This window comes from Sorangium sp. So ce1014 (assembly GCF_051521505.1).
GTDB lineage: Bacteria > Myxococcota_A > Polyangia > Polyangiales > Polyangiaceae > Sorangium.
In genome coordinates, this window is the sequence record NZ_CP150356.1 from 2902919 (window position 1) to 2918200 (window position 15282).

At 73.2% G+C, this 15282-nt stretch carries 14 protein-coding genes and 1 pseudogene; 13 read left to right on the forward strand and 2 right to left on the reverse strand.

Annotated elements, in window-relative coordinates; genetic code table 11:
• Positions 1 to 26: 26 nt before the first annotated feature.
• Complete coding sequence (locus WME75_RS11220) at positions 27 to 875, reverse strand: hypothetical protein (RefSeq protein WP_437489685.1); 849 nt, start codon at positions 873 to 875, stop codon at positions 27 to 29.
• A gap of 968 nt (positions 876 to 1843) precedes the next feature.
• Between WME75_RS11220 and WME75_RS11225 the strand changes: the two genes are divergently transcribed.
• From WME75_RS11225 to WME75_RS11280, 12 genes and pseudogenes are all read left to right on the forward strand, one after another.
• Positions 1844 to 3841 (forward strand): protein kinase domain-containing protein, encoded by a 1998-nt coding sequence (locus tag WME75_RS11225; protein WP_437489687.1) that lies wholly within the window; start codon positions 1844 to 1846, stop codon positions 3839 to 3841.
• Positions 3842 to 4012: 171 nt separating this feature from the next.
• Positions 4013 to 4303 (forward strand): hypothetical protein, encoded by a 291-nt coding sequence (locus WME75_RS11230; protein ID WP_437489690.1) that lies wholly within the window; start codon positions 4013 to 4015, stop codon positions 4301 to 4303.
• Positions 4300 to 4998: a sigma-70 family RNA polymerase sigma factor gene (locus WME75_RS11235; RefSeq protein ID WP_437489693.1), complete on the forward strand. Its 699-nt coding sequence runs from the start codon at positions 4300 to 4302 to the stop codon at positions 4996 to 4998. Before WME75_RS11230 ends, WME75_RS11235 begins: the two co-directional genes overlap by 4 nt.
• A gap of 18 nt (positions 4999 to 5016) precedes the next feature.
• Positions 5017 to 5877, forward strand: coding sequence for a hypothetical protein (locus WME75_RS11240; RefSeq protein ID WP_437489695.1), 861 nt, complete (start codon positions 5017 to 5019; stop codon positions 5875 to 5877).
• A gap of 1 nt (position 5878) precedes the next feature.
• Positions 5879 to 7018, forward strand: coding sequence for a PEGA domain-containing protein (locus WME75_RS11245; protein ID WP_437489697.1), 1140 nt, complete (start codon positions 5879 to 5881; stop codon positions 7016 to 7018).
• 32 nt (positions 7019 to 7050) lie between these two features.
• Positions 7051 to 8667: a hypothetical protein gene (locus WME75_RS11250; RefSeq protein WP_437489700.1), complete on the forward strand. Its 1617-nt coding sequence runs from the start codon at positions 7051 to 7053 to the stop codon at positions 8665 to 8667.
• 4 nt (positions 8668 to 8671) lie between these two features.
• On the forward strand, positions 8672 to 9034 hold the full coding sequence (locus WME75_RS11255) for a hypothetical protein (protein ID WP_437489703.1): 363 nt from the start codon (positions 8672 to 8674) through the stop codon (positions 9032 to 9034).
• A gap of 171 nt (positions 9035 to 9205) precedes the next feature.
• A complete protein-coding gene (locus WME75_RS11260) occupies positions 9206 to 9982 on the forward strand; it encodes a PP2C family protein-serine/threonine phosphatase (RefSeq protein ID WP_437489706.1) in 777 nt (258 codons plus the stop codon).
• Positions 9983 to 10055: 73 nt separating this feature from the next.
• Positions 10056 to 10991: pseudogene (locus WME75_RS11265) on the forward strand (type VI secretion system Vgr family protein); the annotation flags it as partial.
• A gap of 133 nt (positions 10992 to 11124) precedes the next feature.
• Positions 11125 to 12132: a VRR-NUC domain-containing protein gene (locus tag WME75_RS11270; RefSeq protein WP_437494791.1), complete on the forward strand. Its 1008-nt coding sequence runs from the start codon at positions 11125 to 11127 to the stop codon at positions 12130 to 12132.
• On the forward strand, positions 12129 to 13124 hold the full coding sequence (locus WME75_RS11275) for a type VI immunity family protein (RefSeq protein ID WP_437489708.1): 996 nt from the start codon (positions 12129 to 12131) through the stop codon (positions 13122 to 13124). Before WME75_RS11270 ends, WME75_RS11275 begins: the two co-directional genes overlap by 4 nt.
• Positions 13125 to 13440: 316 nt before the next feature.
• The gene (locus WME75_RS11280) at positions 13441 to 13656 is read left to right on the forward strand and encodes a hypothetical protein (RefSeq protein ID WP_437489711.1); all 216 of its coding nucleotides are present in this window, start codon (positions 13441 to 13443) and stop codon (positions 13654 to 13656) included.
• 334 nt (positions 13657 to 13990) lie between these two features.
• Here WME75_RS11280 and WME75_RS11285 read toward each other — a convergent pair whose 3' ends face one another.
• Positions 13991 to 14431: a nucleotide triphosphate diphosphatase NUDT15 gene (locus WME75_RS11285; RefSeq protein ID WP_437489713.1), complete on the reverse strand. Its 441-nt coding sequence runs from the start codon at positions 14429 to 14431 to the stop codon at positions 13991 to 13993.
• 130 nt (positions 14432 to 14561) lie between these two features.
• Here WME75_RS11285 and WME75_RS11290 point away from each other — a divergent pair, with 130 nt between their 5' ends.
• The gene (locus WME75_RS11290) at positions 14562 to 15275 is read left to right on the forward strand and encodes a hypothetical protein (RefSeq protein WP_437489716.1); all 714 of its coding nucleotides are present in this window, start codon (positions 14562 to 14564) and stop codon (positions 15273 to 15275) included.
• The last annotated feature ends 7 nt before the right edge of the window (positions 15276 to 15282 follow it).

A 15282-nucleotide genomic window follows, 5' to 3' on the forward strand; every position in this document is an offset into this window, starting at 1 on the left:
CTCCTCCAGGGCGCTTCAATCGCCGGTCATGTGCCGGGCGGTGCCGCGCCGGGCTGCGCCGGCGGAGCGACCTGCGGCGCGGCGTCCGTGTCGCTCGACGACGACCCGCGACCGCCGCGGCCCTTGTAGAGGGACGGCGCGATCGTCTCGACGTCATCTTCGTTCCAGCGGAGGTAGGTGACGGCGCGGCGGGTCTGGTCGTATGCGTTCACGAACAGGGTGAACGCGCGCGCCCTCCTGTCCGCGGCGTCGCTCGGGCCGGGGGCGGCGCCGTGTTCCCTCATGCCGAGGGCGGCGAGGAGCTGCGGCCCGAGCTCGCCGGCGCGCCTCACCTCTTCCTCGGTCGCGGCGGTCTTCCCCGCGATCTCGGACCAGCTGTCGCTGAACAGCGCCGAGAGCGCGACGAGGTCGTTGGCCGTGTCCATGTGACCGTTCCCCGCCCGGATGTCCGCCACCGTCTCCGCGTCGAGCAAGCCGCGGCGGGCCAGGGCCTCTGCGTCGCCGAGGAGGTTCGCGCGCAGCGGCACCGCCTCCTCGGCGAGCGGCTTCAGCCCGTTCTGCGCTCCTCCGCTGGACAGCCACGCGAGGTGCGCGACCCAGGCGGCGAGCGCGTAGGTCTCCAGCCGGTCGACCAGCCCGACCTCGTGCGTCGGCAGTCGCTCGGCGATGAGGGGGCGCAGGGCGAGCAGGCCGGGGAGCACCCCGAGCACCTGGGAGACCGCGCGGGGGATATCGATGTTGATGGGGATGAGCGCGTGCCGCTCCAGCGCGTCCATGTCGGGCGCGGCCTTGTCGAACGCCGCCGCCGCCTGGGGCGGCGCAGCGGGCTTCGTGGGAGCTGGCTTTTTCTTGAGCGGAGCAGAAGGCTTGACCATGAGGGGACCACCTCTCGTGGATGTCGGACGCGGAGAGGCGAAGAGACACCCTGTCGTGCTCTCTGTCCCCCGCGCTGGATTCGATAGATCGTCCGGCGCGCGCCGGGCGGTCCACCAGGGATAGTCACCCCGGTCCGTCCGTCAACGTCGTTGATTTGCTCTTCTGGATCGCTCCCCGGCGCTCGCCGCGCATTCGGCCTGTCATCGTCGCGCGCATCGCGCGCTCAGAGCACATCCCGCGCCAGCCCCTGACCTCACCGGCCAGGAGCACTGGCCGCAACCGGCGGGCCGCCCGCAGTGCTCGAAGGCAGTCGGCTGCCCTGCCGGAGCCGGGATCGATGCACCGGAGGCAGCCAGCAGCCTCCCCGGGATCGGGATCGATGCACCGGGGGTAGCCAGCAGCCTCCCCGGGATCGGGATCGATGCACCGGAGGCAGCCAGCAGCCTCCCCGGGATCGGGATCGATGCACCGGAGGCAGCCAGCAGCCTCCCCGGGATCGGGATCGATGCACCGGAGGCAGCCAGCAGCCTCTCCGGGATCGGGATCGATGCACCGGAGGCAGCCAGCAGCCTCCCCGGGATCGGGATCGATGCACCGGAGGCAGCCAGCTGCCTCCCAGGACCCATGGCGGTCCACGCCGCTCCGGTGCCACGATGCCTGGGACGCGCCGGGACGCCGCCGGGAGTATCGCGTGGGCTCTCCAGGGGGTGGCCGGATTTGAACATGAAGGCGGGGAGGCGGGAAGAAAAGATCAATGATCTTCCTGCCTTCCCGCCTTCATGGGAATCACTCCGGGGCAAATTAGGCCACCACCGCACTCCAGCGGCGTCGCGCGCCGCGCGACGTGAGCACCTCGGGGACCGTTTCCGGATAACCAGCATGGAAGCGACGCGGGACCGTGGGAGGGCATGGCTCGCGGCGCCGGGCAGTCCTGGCGGCGTCCCGGCGCCGGGCGCGGAGGTACACGGTGAAACGCAGGTCACAGGACGACGAGGTCTCCGAGGCGCGCGCCGGCCAGGCGCCCCCGGCGGCGGCCGGCCGGAACCGTCCTCCGCTCCTCGATCCAGGCACCTGGTTTCTGCGGCGCTTCCGCGTCGAGCGGCTCCTCGGCCAGGGCGGCATGGGGGCGGTGTACGCCGTCGCCGACAAGGGGCAGATCTGGGCGCTCAAGATCGTGCGATCCGAGTTCCTCGACGATCCGGACCAGCGCCGCCGGCTGCTGCGGGAGGGCGAGGTGCTCGCGCGGATGCGGCACCCGAACGTGGTCCAGGTCCACGAGGTCGGCCTCGCCGACGACCTCACGGCCTGGTACCGGATGGAGCTGCTCGATGGCGTGACGCTCCGCGACGAGCTCCGCCGGCGGAGGGCGCTCTCGCTGCCGCTCGCGTGCGCCACCCTGCGCGCCGCGGCGCTCGGTGCCGGCCACCTGCACTCGTTCGGCGGCGTCCACCGCGACGTCAAGCCCGAGAACCTCTTCATCCTGCGCGAGCCGCGCGACGTGAAGCTCCTCGATTTCGGGCTCGCGCGGCTCAGCGGCACGCCGGATACGCTGGATGCGCAGACGCACGGCTCGCCGCTCTTCATGGCGCCCGAGCAGATCCGGGACGAAGTGCCGACGCCGGCGACCGACGTGTACGCGCTGGGGCTCATCGCCTATGAGGCCATCGCCGGGTTCCACCCGTTCGGCGATGCCCGCGCCGCGGGCCGGATCGACGCCCTCTTCGCCAGGCACCTCCACGAGGTGCCGCCGCCGCTGTCGCGGATCGGCGTGCCGGAGCCGATCTCGGGCGTGATCGCGCGGGCCATCGCCAAGGTCCCGCGCGAGCGGCACCGGGACGGGCTCGCGTTCGCCGAGGCGTTGTGGGACCCGTTTCTCGTCACCCGCCATGCGCAGGGGGCGCGCGACACAAACCCGGGCGAGCCGGAGATCTCGGAAATCCTGCGGTGGGGCAACGAGGAGGTCGCCACGACCACGGGGCCCGCGGCGCCGGCGCGATCGCGGGAGCGCATCGCGGGCGCCTCCTCTCCGGCGGCCGCGCCGCCGGGACGGCCGGGCGGAGCGGCGCCGCGCGATCCGCAGGCCGGCCGCCGGCAGGCCGGCGGAGAGGCCGAGCCGGGGCAGGCAGGCAGCGGCTGGGCCATGACCGAGCGCCTGCCGGAGCGCCTGCGGGACCCGAGCTGCGTCGCCGCGCTGGCGCAGCGGGCGCCGGACCCGCCTCCGGCTCCGGAGCCGGTCGCGCCGGGTTGGGTCCCGGTGGAGCATACGGTGCCGCTGGCCCGCACGGCGGCGGGCGCCGGGGCCTTTCGCCCGGGCGCGGTGCCCTTTGCCGGCGGGGGAGCCGCCGGCACGGGGCGGACGGCAGCGCCGGTGGGGCCGGTCGCAGCGCGCCCGGAGGCGGCGAGCGCGCACGGCGCCGCCGTAGCGCGGCGGCGGGTGCGAATCACGCCGCGCGCGGTGGCGATCGGGCTCTCGCTGGGCGTGGTGGTGAGCCTGCTCCTCCTCGACGTGATCCTCCGGCTCCAGGGCGCGCCGCCGGTGGCGTCGGTCCCCGTGGACCCGGTGCCGGCGGCATTGGCGGCGTCGGCCTTGGCGCCGGCGGCTCCGGGGCCGACACCCGGCGGCGCCGGGGAGGCCGTGGCGCCGGAGCCGTCCGCGGTGAGGGCGACCGTGGAGGACGCGAGCGCCGCCCATCCCGCGACGGTGCCTTCCGCGGGCGCGCGCGCCGAGGAGCCACCGGCGGCGGTCCCCGCCGGAGCCCGGCGGAGCGGCGGAGGGATGGCCACGACGCGGGCGCCAGCCGTCTCGACGCCGGTGGCAGCCGCCGCGATGCCGGCAACCGCCGTGCGGCCGGCGGCGCGGGCGGTCGCGCCGACCGCGCCGCCGCCGGCCGCCAGACCGAAGCCGAAGCCGAGGCGGCGGCAGGTCGTTCGAGACCCCAGGTTCTATGACGAGTTCCTGGAGTAGCGACCTGAGCGGGCGCCGAGGCCGGCCGGGGAGCGCCGCGAACGAGGCGCCCCGGCCCGGCCTCCATGAGCGATCCCGGGAGGAACGCTGGATAACTGAGGAGAGGGCCGGGACGTCGCGTCCCGGCGCGGAGACGGCCCGCACCCTGGACGGTCCCGAGAGAGGCTCACGATGAACACGACCTCGCGCGAATTCGATCCCGTGCTGGTGGAGGCGGTGGAGCGCGCGCTCGCGCCGTACCGGGGCAAGCTGTCGCCGGAGCTCATCGAGCACATGCGCGAGGAGGCGCTGGCGCTCATGTCGGCGCACCCCTATCCGGTGGCGCTGCTCCAGTCGATCGAGCGGCGGCCGCCGCCCGACGAGAGCCACGAGCTCGCGCGGGGCGGCGCGGCGCGCGTCGAGGAGGCCGAGCGCGGCGCCTCGCGGGGCAAGGGGCGGCGCCGCGGCGGGAGCAAGGGATGAGCCGACTCCGCGCGGTGCCTCCGGAGCCCCTCGGCCCCGAGCAGCAGGCCCTGGTGAAGGAGGCGATCGGCCTCATCCGGGCCAGGGTGGCGGTGCACTCGCCGCACGCGCGGCCCGAGCAGAGGGAAGAGCTCCTCGCGTGGGGGCATTACGGGGCGGTGGTGGCGGCGTCGCGCTTCGACCCGGCGCACGGGGTCCGCTTCACGAGCTACGCGTACCCGTACATCGACGGCGAGATCCTCGATTGCCTCCACCGCGAGCGGCAACAGCACCGGCTGCACCGCGCCGCGAGCTGGGCGGCGCGCTCGTTCGTCGCGGAGACGTCCGATCGGTTCGACGTGATCTGGGACGACGACGCGACGAACGGCGATCGGCTCGCGCGGTACGCGAGGCACCTCGTCGCGTCGATGGTCCTCGGGGTGGTCGAGGCCGGGGACACCCTCGACGACGCGGCGGTTGAGGTGGAGGACCGGCGCCATGCGATCGAGATTGTCCGCGGGGTCTTCACGGGGCTGGGCGAGGACGATCGCCGGCTGTACGTGCTGCGCTACGTGGACGGGCTGCCGATGCACGCGGTGGCGGCGGGGCTCGGCGTGTCGCTGTCCACGGCGCGGCGCCGCCACGACGCGCTGCTCGACCGCCTTTCGGCGGCGCTCCTCGAGGGAGGGGTGAGGGAGATGCCGCCGCGCGACTGATCAGGAACGAGGGAAGCGATGCGTACGGACGACCCGAAGCGGCCGGTGGTGAAGCCCGGCGACGATCCCAGGCTCGACAAGCTGATCGAGGACCTCCGTCACGACGGGCAGGGCGGCGATCCGTTCTTTCCGGTCGCGCGGCGCTGGTTTCGCAAGGCCGTGCGCAAGCCGGCCCGGCCTGCGGCCGCCGCGGCGAACGGGGAGGGTGCGCAGGGTGCGCCTGGGGAGGGTGCGCAGGGGGCGCCTGGCGCCGCCGCGGCGCCGCGGCGCGCGCCCGCGGGCCTGCCGCGCGGGCGGCTGCGCGTCGTGGCGGTTCTGCTCGCGGCCGCCGCGGGGACCGCCGGCGCGGTCGCGCTGTGGCCGTCGGTGGGCGCGCTGCGCGGCGGCGCGCCGCCGAGCGATCCCTCCACGGGCGCGAGCGCGGTGGCCGGCGCGCAGCCGGCGCCGGGGCGGGCGGCGGCGAGCGGCGCGCCGGCGGCGGCGGGCTCGGGGTCCGCGGCGGCGGCGGGCTCGGGGTCCGCGGCGGCGGCGGGGTCGGGGTCCGCGCCGGCGGCGGCGGGGGGTGATGAGAACGAGCGAGGCGGCGGGGTGCATGGGCGGTCGCCCGCGCCCGCGGCGGGCAGCGATGGGACGGAGCGGGGCGCGCGCAGCGCCGCGCCCGCACTGGCGGTGGCGCCGGCGAGCGCGCCGGCGAGCGCGCCGGCGCCCGCGGCTCCGCCACCGCCGAAGGGAACGGTGGACGCCGCCGCGTCTCGCCCACCGGGCCGCGTCGCGGCGCCTCTTGCAGCGCCTGGTGGAGTAAGCTCCGCGGCCGCAGGAGCATCCCCGCCGCCGGAGAGCAACGCGGGGCCGGGTCCCCTGCCACCGGAGGTGTTCTGAGATGAAGGCGAGAGCGATGGGGGCCCGAGCGGCGGGCTGGCTGGTGCTGGTCGTGGGCGCGGTGGCCGCGGCGCCTCCAGCGGCGCGCGCGCAGGCGGCGCCGGCGGGCGCGCAGGCGGCGCCGGCGGGCGCGGCGCCGGCGGGCGCGGCGCCGGCGGGCGCGCAGGCGGCGCCGGAGAGCGCGGCGGCGGCGCAGGCGTCCCGCGACGCGGACGCGGCGTTCGCGCGGGGCAAGGAGCTGTATCGGCTCGGGAAGCTCGACGCGGCGTACGAGGCGTACCGGACGGCGTGGTCGCTGAAGCAGAGCTACGACATCGCGGCGAACCTCGCCAACACGGAGCTCCAGCGCGGGATGAAGGTCGAGGCGGCGGAGCACCTCGCGTTCTGCCTGCGGAGCTACCCGGCCACGGGCAGCTCGGCGCAGCACGAGCAGATCCGGGCGCAGTTCCGCGCCGTGCGCAAGGAGGTGGGGTCGATCGTCGTCAAGGCGAACGCGGACGGCTCCGAGGTCTCCTTCAACGGGGCCGCGGTGGGGCGCACGCCGTTCCGGTACGAGGTGTTCGTGAAGCCCGGGACGATCGCGGTGGAGGCGCGGCTCACGGGGCACGAGCCGGCGCGCGTGACGCTGGAGGTCCCCGCGGGCGAGGCGCTCACGGCGGATCTCACGCTGCTGCCGCCGCCGGAGCGGCCCGCGCCGCCGGCGCCGGCGCCGGCGCCGCCGCGGGTCGAAGCCCCGGTGCCGTGGCCGGGCGAGGGGGCCGATACGGACGGTCCGCGCCCGGAGGTGCTGATCGCGGGCGGGGCGGTCGCCGGCGCCGGCGTGGTCGCGGGGGTGGTGCTGGCGGTGCTCGCGGTCGGGCGGGACGGCGACGCGGACGAGCGGCGCGCGGAGCTCGTCCGCGACGGCGGAGCGTCGGCGTGCGCGGTGGACAGGCCGGGGTGCGCGGCGCTGCGCGACACGCTGGAGGGCGCGGCGGACCTGAAGAACGCCGCGCTGTGGACGTTCGTGGGCGCCGGGGCCGTGGGGCTCGCGACGGGGGCGTACGCGCTCTGGGGCGGCAGCGCGCCGCGCCCGTCGGTCGCGGCGGCGCCGGTCGTGACCGCCCATGGCGGGGCGCTTGTCATCCGGGGGACGTGGTGAGGGACGGAGCGAGGCGTGAGGAGGATCGACGCATGCGTCACTGGCGCGGGCTGATGGGCATCACGGCGGTCATCGCCGGGGCGGCGATGGTGCCCGGCATGGGGTGCGTGTTCGGCGTGGACTACAACGACTGCGCGGAGTACCCGGGCGCGGCGTGCGGCGGCGGCACGGGCGGGAGCGGAGGAGAGGAGCCGCCGGATCCTTGCGAGGGGGACCCGCGGAAAGACCCGAGCGTGGTGAGCGACGCGTGCGGGGTGTTCGCGCAGGCGGGAGCGGGAGAAGGAGAGGGGACGCGGCAGAGGCCGTACGGGTCGCTGCAGGAGGCGATCGAGAAGGCGGCGGCGGAAGGGAAGCGTGTGTACGCGTGCGCGGAGGGGGAGAAGGCGTTCGAGGAGAGCGTGAAGGTGGAGGCGGGGATCGAGGTGCTCGGGCGCTTCACGTGCACGGAGTGGACGCTGGAGGAGGGGAAGAAGAGCGGGATAGCGGGGCCGGCGGACGCTGTGGCGCTGACGATCGGCGAGGGTGGTGACGGAGCGCGGGTGGAGGGGTTCGCGATCCGGGCGGCGGACGCGAAGCAGGCCGGGGGGTCGTCGATCGGGGTGGTGGTGGCGGCCGTGGAGGCGGAGCTCGTTGACGTGGAGGTGACCGCGGGCAACGGGATCGACGGGACGAGAGGAGCGACGCCGGAAGAGGCGCCGCTTGCGGGGGCGAGCGCGGAGGCCGGGAGCGCGTCGAACGCGTGCGTGGCGGACAACGCGGTGCTGGGCGGAACCGGAGGGGTGACGAGCTGCGAGGACGGCGAGACGGCCGGCGGGAGCGGCGGGCTGGGCGGGATCACGGAGACGGACGAGGGCAACGGGCAGGTGGGGAAGGATGGCGGGCCGGTGCCGGAGGAGAATCCATTCGGGGATGGCCTTGGCGGCGTGGGGCAGACGGACCTGTCGGATCCCGGAGGGCGATGCGGGCAAGGAAGTAATGGGCGGGACGGCACCGCCGGTCCTCCCGGCACCGGGGGGACGGGTGTGACGCTGGCGCTCACCGGCACGAGCGGCGGCGATGGCGCCCCGGGCACAATCGGCGGCCGGGGGCAAGGCGGCGGCGGAGGCGGCGGGGCGAAGGCGGGGCTCTTCTGCAAGGTCGGACCGGACACCGTTGACGGCGTGGGGGCCAGCGGCGGAGGCGGCGGTGCCGGGGGCTGCGGTGGGAAGGGAGGCGGCGGCGGGCAGGCGGGCGGGTCGAGCCTCGGGATCGTGAGCCTGGGCAACCAGCTGAAGCTGACCGGGGTGACGATCGCGGTGGGGAAGGGCGGCAACGGAGGCGCCGGGGCGGCGGGGCAAAATGGAGCTACCGGCGGCAATGGAGCCCTCGGCGGGACGGCGTCGACCACTCCGCCCAGCAAAGCCGGCTGCGACGGCGGAAAGGGTGGCGCAGGCGGCCCCGGTGGCGCGGGTGGTGGCGGCCGAGGCGGCTATGCCGTAGGCCTTGCGTATGCGGTGACGCCAAGCGAAGCGCCGGCGGTGCAATTCGCGGCCGGCACACCCGGCACCGGCGGCGACGCCGGCCCCGGAGGAGCCCCGGAAAACGCCGGAGCGCTGGGGAGCGCAGGGAGCTGCTGGGACTTCGCGACGCAGTCGCCGTGTGGAGGGTGAAGCGATGAAGTCACCGAACGAGACGCCGGTCCGCGTCCTGCCTCCGTGGGTGGATCCGGTGTGGAGCTCGACCACGCCGGAGGCGCAGGCGGAGCAGCTCCGAATGATGCGCCGGGCGCAGGCGCGGGGCTCGCTGCTGTTGCGGTTGGTGCGGGGCGCGGACGTGCGGGCGGAGCTCGCGCATTTGGCGGCTCAGGCCGAGGCGATGGATGCCATGGCGCAAGAGGTCAACGAAGCGTGGGCGGGCGCGGTGCTGGTGGAGAGCGAAGACGCCAGGCGCAGGTCGCGCCTGGCGTGGCTCGGCACGGCGGCCTTCGTGCTGGCGGTCCTGTGCTGCGTGGCGCTCGTGGCGCTGCGCCTGAGCTGATGAGACGTAGCGAAGCAACGACGTAGCGAAGCGACGACGTAGCGAAGCAACGACGTCGCGAGACGGCCGCGCGCGGCGCGGCCTGATCACATCCAGGGAAACGCGCGCCGCCGTGCGCGGCGCGCCTTTGGCTCGGCTTGTCTCATCGACGAGCATGCGAGGAGGACGATCGTGTATCCACAGCTCGCCATCGAGGCGGCAGCGCAGTCGGACGTGGGGCGCCGGCGGAGTCGTAACGAGGACAGCTTCGCGGCGCTGCCGTGCCTGGGGCTCTTCATGGTGGCCGACGGCCTGGGAGGCAACGCGGCGGGTGAGGTCGCGTCGCGGATGGCGATCGAGGTGGTCAAGAGCTGCTTCGATGTGGACGAGGATCTCGAGGAGACGTGGCCGTACGGCACGGGGAGCGCACACGACCGGGACGAGGTGCGGCTGGTGCTGAGCGTGCGGCGCGCGAACCGGGCGATCTACGAGGCGAGCCAGAAGCAAGAGGAAGTGCGCGGCATGGCGACCACCTTTGCGGGCGTGCTGCTCGGGGCGGGGATGGCGTACATCGCGCACGTGGGCGACTCGCGCGTGTACCGGATGCGCGGCGGGAAGCTGGAGCGGCTGACGCAGGATCACACGCTGCTGGAGGAGCTCTTGCGGGAAGGCGACGGGGCGCTCTCGGCGCTGGAGGCGCTGAGCGGTCGAGCGGACGCGGTGACGCGGGCGCTCGGGTGCGACACGAGCGTGGAGATCGAGTCACGCGTGGAGGTGACGAAGCCGGGCGATCTGTTCCTCGTGTGCTCGGACGGGTTGTGGGGTCCTGTGCCGGAGGCGCGGATCGAGGGGGTGCTGGGGAGGCACCGGGAGCTGAGCCTGGCGGCGAGCCTGCTGGTCGACATCGCGAACGAGCACGGGGGCCCGGACAACGTGACGTGCGTCTTGGCGCGGCTGGGAGGCGGGTGACGTGCTTCGGCTGGAGCTGACGGTCGCTTGCGGCGAGGCGCTGCGTGTTGAGCGGGTGGCGATCCGCGAGGCGGTGTCGTCGCTGTTTACGGTGGAAGTGGAGGCGTCGTCGCCGGAGCCGTGCGTGGACCTCGAGGCGATCGCGGGGCAACCGGCGGCGCTGCGGATCGAGGCTGGCGAGGGCAGCGGGCTCTCTGGCGAGCGAGTCTGGTCGGGCGTCTGCAGCCACATCCGCCAGGTGCACGGGCTGGAACTGCGCGGCGGCGAGCTCGGCGTCTCGACGTATGCGCTGACGATCGTGCCGGCATTGTGGCGGCTCTCGCTGCGCACCGACCACCGGATCTACCAGCACCTGTCGGTGCCCGAGATCGGGCGCGCGGTGCTCGACGGGTGGGGGCTCGATGCGGCGTGGCGCATCGACGAGAAGGAGCACCCGCGGCTCGCGTACAAGGTGCAGTACGGGGAGACGGACCTCGACTTCTTCCAGCGCGTGCTGGAGGAGGCGGGGATCTCGTATGCGCTGCTCGACGATGGGGAGCGCTCGCGGCTGGTGCTGGCCGATGCGTTGCACCAGAGCGCGCCGCGGCGGGAGGCGCCGCTCACGTACGCTGACCAGCCGCTGGATGTGCGCACACACGCCTGGGTGACGCGGGTCGCGGTGGAGCGGTATGCGCGTGCCGATGCGATCGTGCTGCGCGATCACGATTTCGCGCGCCCGACCTGGGCCCTGCTCGGGCAGGCGCGGAGCGCGGGTTGCATGGACGCGCGCACAGAGCGGTACCGCTACCAGCCGGGCGCGTGCGTCGTGGAGGGGGAGCACGGCGCCCCCTCGCACGACGATCGCCACGCGGCGAGGCTCGCGGCGCGTGCCTTGGAAGCCGAGCTTACGGGGTCGTGCTCGATCTCGTTCCAGACCAGCGCGCTCGACCTGCGGCCCGGCACGGTCTTCGCGGTCGAGGGCCACCCGCGACCGGAGCTCGACCCGCGGGTGGGGCTGCTGGTGACGTCGCTGTGGATCGAAGGAAGCGCCTGGGGCAGTTGGTTGGTGAGCGGCACAGCGGTGCCGGTGTTGGCGCCGTACCGGCACGCACGGCGCACGCCGAAGCCGGTCGCGCACGGGATGCAGAGCGGTGTGGTCGTTGGTGGAGGGCGAGCTGCGCGAGCGGGTCGGCGGCACGCGGTCGCTCACGGTGGACGGCGACCGGCACGAGCGAGTCGGCGGGGTCGCGGCGCTGGAGGCGGGCGGGACCATCCATCTGAAGGCCGGCGGGGCGATCGTGATCGAGGCGGGCGACGTGACGCTCCGGGGGCCGGGGGGCTTCGTCCGGATCGACGCGAGCGGGGTGTCGATCGACGGCGGCGCGGTAAGGATCCAGCAGGGCGGCGCGCCCGGCGGAGCGCCGGCCGCGCGACCGGCGCTACCGTTCGTGCCAGCCGGCGCTCCGGTGCGGGCGGAACCTGTACGGCTGCCGCTGCTCGGCTTCGCTGGCGGGCTGCCGCCGATGCAGGCGGGAGGCCTCGGCGGTGGCGGCGGGCCGCTCACGCCGGAGGAGGGTGCGGTGTGCGGTTTCATCTGCCGGTGCAAGGAGGAGAAGCTGCGGCAGCGATGCGTGACGCAGCACATCCGGGCGCTGGAGGAGGCGTCGGCGCACACGAGCCCGCTCAAGGCCGAGGTGCCCTACGACATGAGCAAGCGACCGCCCGAGCCCATCATGAGCAAGAACGACCCGCGGCGCGCGACGCGCAGCAGCCCGAAGGGGAGCAGGATACCGGACGTGGTGGTGGTCAAGGACGGCACGAAGCCGCCTACGCGCGACAACATCAAGGAGGTCATCGAGATCAAGTTTCCTCCGGATGAGCTCAAACGGGAACAGGAATTGGCATATACGGCAATCGCCGGTAAAGCCCGGTTCAAAGAGCTTGGACCCGATCGGTGCGGCTGTCCGCGCCAGAAGCCGCAACCACAGCCGCAGGAGATCACCGCCGGTGACGTGGCGGAAGTGGCGGCGCTGACGTTGCTCGTGATCGCGCTGGTGCTGGATGACGCCGTGCCAGGGGGGCAGGCCGATGATGTGGCCATTCCGCCCGCAGTCGCGCGGATCCTCAGCAAGCTCGCACCGCTTCTCGGCGGTCCTGTGGTTGTTCCATGATGGAGGAAGTCATGTCGGATGAGACGAACGAGATGATGGAGGTGCTCGATGAGCACCTGGTGGTCAAGGACGACGAGGGGCGCCCGGTTCTGCAGGTCGCGCTTGTGGCAACTTTCTACTTCGAGGACGCCTACAAGAGCGAGGTGCGCGAGGCGGTTGTCTCATGCTGCGAAGACTATTTCCGGCGTTGTGGTCATCGTCTCCGCTGGGCGCTGCACCCAGAAAAGCGGCTGATGGAGCCGTATGACAAGGGAAAGGGGTCGAATCCTCGCGCGTGGCTCCTGGGGTTCGGTGAAGACGAGAGCTTTTCGCTCATCTACCACGGAGCGGAGTACGATCGCGGCGCGAGCGCCTTCTACGCTGAAGCGCTGGGCAACGAGAGGCGCCCATTCACCGAGCTCGGGTTCTTTCGGATGGCATTCCCGCTGCTCTGGTTTGCGGATTCGTCGGAGTCGTTTCCGGAGGTGATGCTCGAGGTGTGCCGCAGGCTGAAGCCGGTGAGCGGCTACGGTGGCATCGGCGCGGTCGAGTCGCCTGATAGCTCGATTCGCAACCTGTATGAGCCTATTGTGTATGATTGGGCCCAGCGGTTTCCCGGATTGGAGGCGGACTACCCGATATCTCATTCCATCTGGCTGCTCGAGGGAAGGGGTGGCAAGGAGGGCATCAAGGGAGTCAACTGGCTCACGGTGCTGGGGGAGCGGTGGGTTGTGGAGATGGGAGGGGCGGACAAGATCGAGGCTGATCTGGGCGCGCTGGATCGCCGGTTCGTCGTTCATCGGTTCGACGGAGGCATGATGATTCAGGCAGGCCCGCGTCCGCAGCTTGGCAATGCGGAGCGCAACGTTTGGCCGGAGCTGTACGTGAAGCTGTCGAAGTACCTGAAGCCGATCCGCATCACGGAGCACCGGCCGTTCCAGTACGCCGGTCCAGGGCTCCGCTTCGACTTGGAGAGAAGCGAGGCGTGGCTTCGGCGCTTCGACGACCGCTGAGCATGAAGGAGATATCGAGATGAGGAACACGGCCAAGCAGTCTGCTCCTCCCACCATGACGGCGCGAGACACCAGTGACGGACGCACCCCTCCCAGCCCGCGCGGAGCGCGGGCTATGGGAGGGGCCGGCGGCGCGGAGGCGCGAAGCGCCGAGCACCGACGGGGGGTGGGCATCGTTCTCTTCTGCTGCCTTCTCTCGATCGGGTCTTGCGGTGGAGAGGACGCGTGCCCGCACAACTCCGTGTGCCCGCACAGCCCCGGAGGAGAGGAGCCGCCGGATCCTTGCGAGGGAGACCCGCGGGAAGACCCGAGCGTGGTGAGCGACGCGTGCGGGGTGTTCGCGCAGGCGGGAGCGGGAGGAGGAGAGGGGACGCGGCAGAGGCCGTACGGGTCGCTGCAGGAGGCGATCGAGAAGGCGGCGGCGGAACGGAAGCGTGTGTACGCGTGCGCGGAGGGGGAGGAGGCGTTCGAGGAGAGCGTGAAGGTGGAGGCGGGGCTGGAGGTGCTCGGGCGCTTCAAGTGCGCGGGGTGAACGCTGGAGGAGGGGAAGAAGAGCGCGGGCAGACGGATCCGGCGGGGGTCTGCCGGCGCGGTGAAGAGGGTATCCCAGGAGCTGCCGGTCCCGCCGGGGTCGGGGGAACGGGGGCGACGCTGGCGCTGACCGGTACGAGCGGCGGCGACGGCGCAATTCGCGGCCGGCACACCCGGCACCGGCGGCAACGCCGGCCCCGGAGGCGCATCGGAAGACGCCGGAGCGCCGGGGAGCGAGGGGAGCTGCTGGGACTTGAGACGTAGCGAAGCGACGACGTAGCGAGCTGAAGCTGACGAGGCCCGGCGCAGGGCGGCGCCGCCCCGCCCCGGGTGGGTCAGGGGTTGTAGCGGCGGCCGCTGCGGTAGCTCGAAATCGCGAGCTCCACCGGGCGGAAGAGCGGCTCGGGGAGAGCGTCGAGAGGATACCAGCCCCAGCCGGCAATCTTGTGGGGCTCGCGATCCTCGGGCTCGCCCTCGAACTCCTCGGCGAGGAGCTGGATGTCCACGTAATGCTTGCCGTAGGCGATGAGGTTGCTCAGGCACAGAAACGAGAGCTTTCTGACGACGAGGCCGCTCTCCTCGAGCACCTCGCGGACCGCGCAGGCCTCGAACGACTCGCCAAACTCGAGGTGGCCTCCACACCACGAGTAGCTGCCGTCGCCGTGGCTGCCCCGCCGCCGCGCGAGGAGCACGCGGCCATCGCGCACCAGCATGACTCCTACGCCCACCAGCGGACGATCCGCGGCGGGAGCTCCGACGATCGGGGGGGATCCCACAGAATACCTCCGGGCCGCGCGCAAGCGCTGGCGCGGGCGCTGTAGCACAGGGGGGGGCCGCGGTCGTCGATGCGCGGGAGGTTTCAGGGGCCTGGCGGTGGGGCGAGAGGTGATTGACTTTTCAGTGAACATGCGTAGCGTGCCGGATCCGATGGATGCCGCCCTTCCCTGGGAGCTGAACCCCGTCCTTGAACAGAGCCGGCTCGTCCTGCTGGCGCAGACGGCGGTCAATGTCCGCAACAAGGCGTTCAGCGAGGCGAACCGCGAAGAGGGCGATACGAGCTGGGGCATCGGCTGCAAAGCGCACGAGCGGTTCGGTCATGCCCTCTGCAGGCTGGCAGAGAGCGGAAAACACCCGTGGCTGACCGTGCAGCGAGACGGGCTGTACCTGATGCCCCATATCGAGGGGGTCGCGGTGCGCGTGTACCGCGGGCCGGCCGATAAACCCTCGCAGAGACACCTCGAGGCCGCCCGCAGCGAGCACAACCGGCGCAACGAGCCCCGACAGATGACCTTCTCGTTCCTCGGACAAGAATCCGAGCCGGATGGGCCGTGGTTCTGGATGATGGCCGTCGAGACGGACGTCGAGGGGAGGGCGCTCCGCGCCGTGTTCTTCCAGGCCAACGAGGCGGGCGGGACCCGGAACGCATGGGAGGCGCCGGTCGAGATGGCGCCCGCTGCGCCTGCGCCCCAGCCGGGAGACAAGCCGGCGCGACCGGCGCGCCCGGCACGACCGCGCGCGGCCGCGGGCCAGCCGGCGAAGGAGGCGCTCCTCTCGCGCGACGGACAGCCGCTGTTCCGGGCGCAGACGATGACGCTGCCGCTCGTGTCGCAGCCGAGCTGACCCTCGG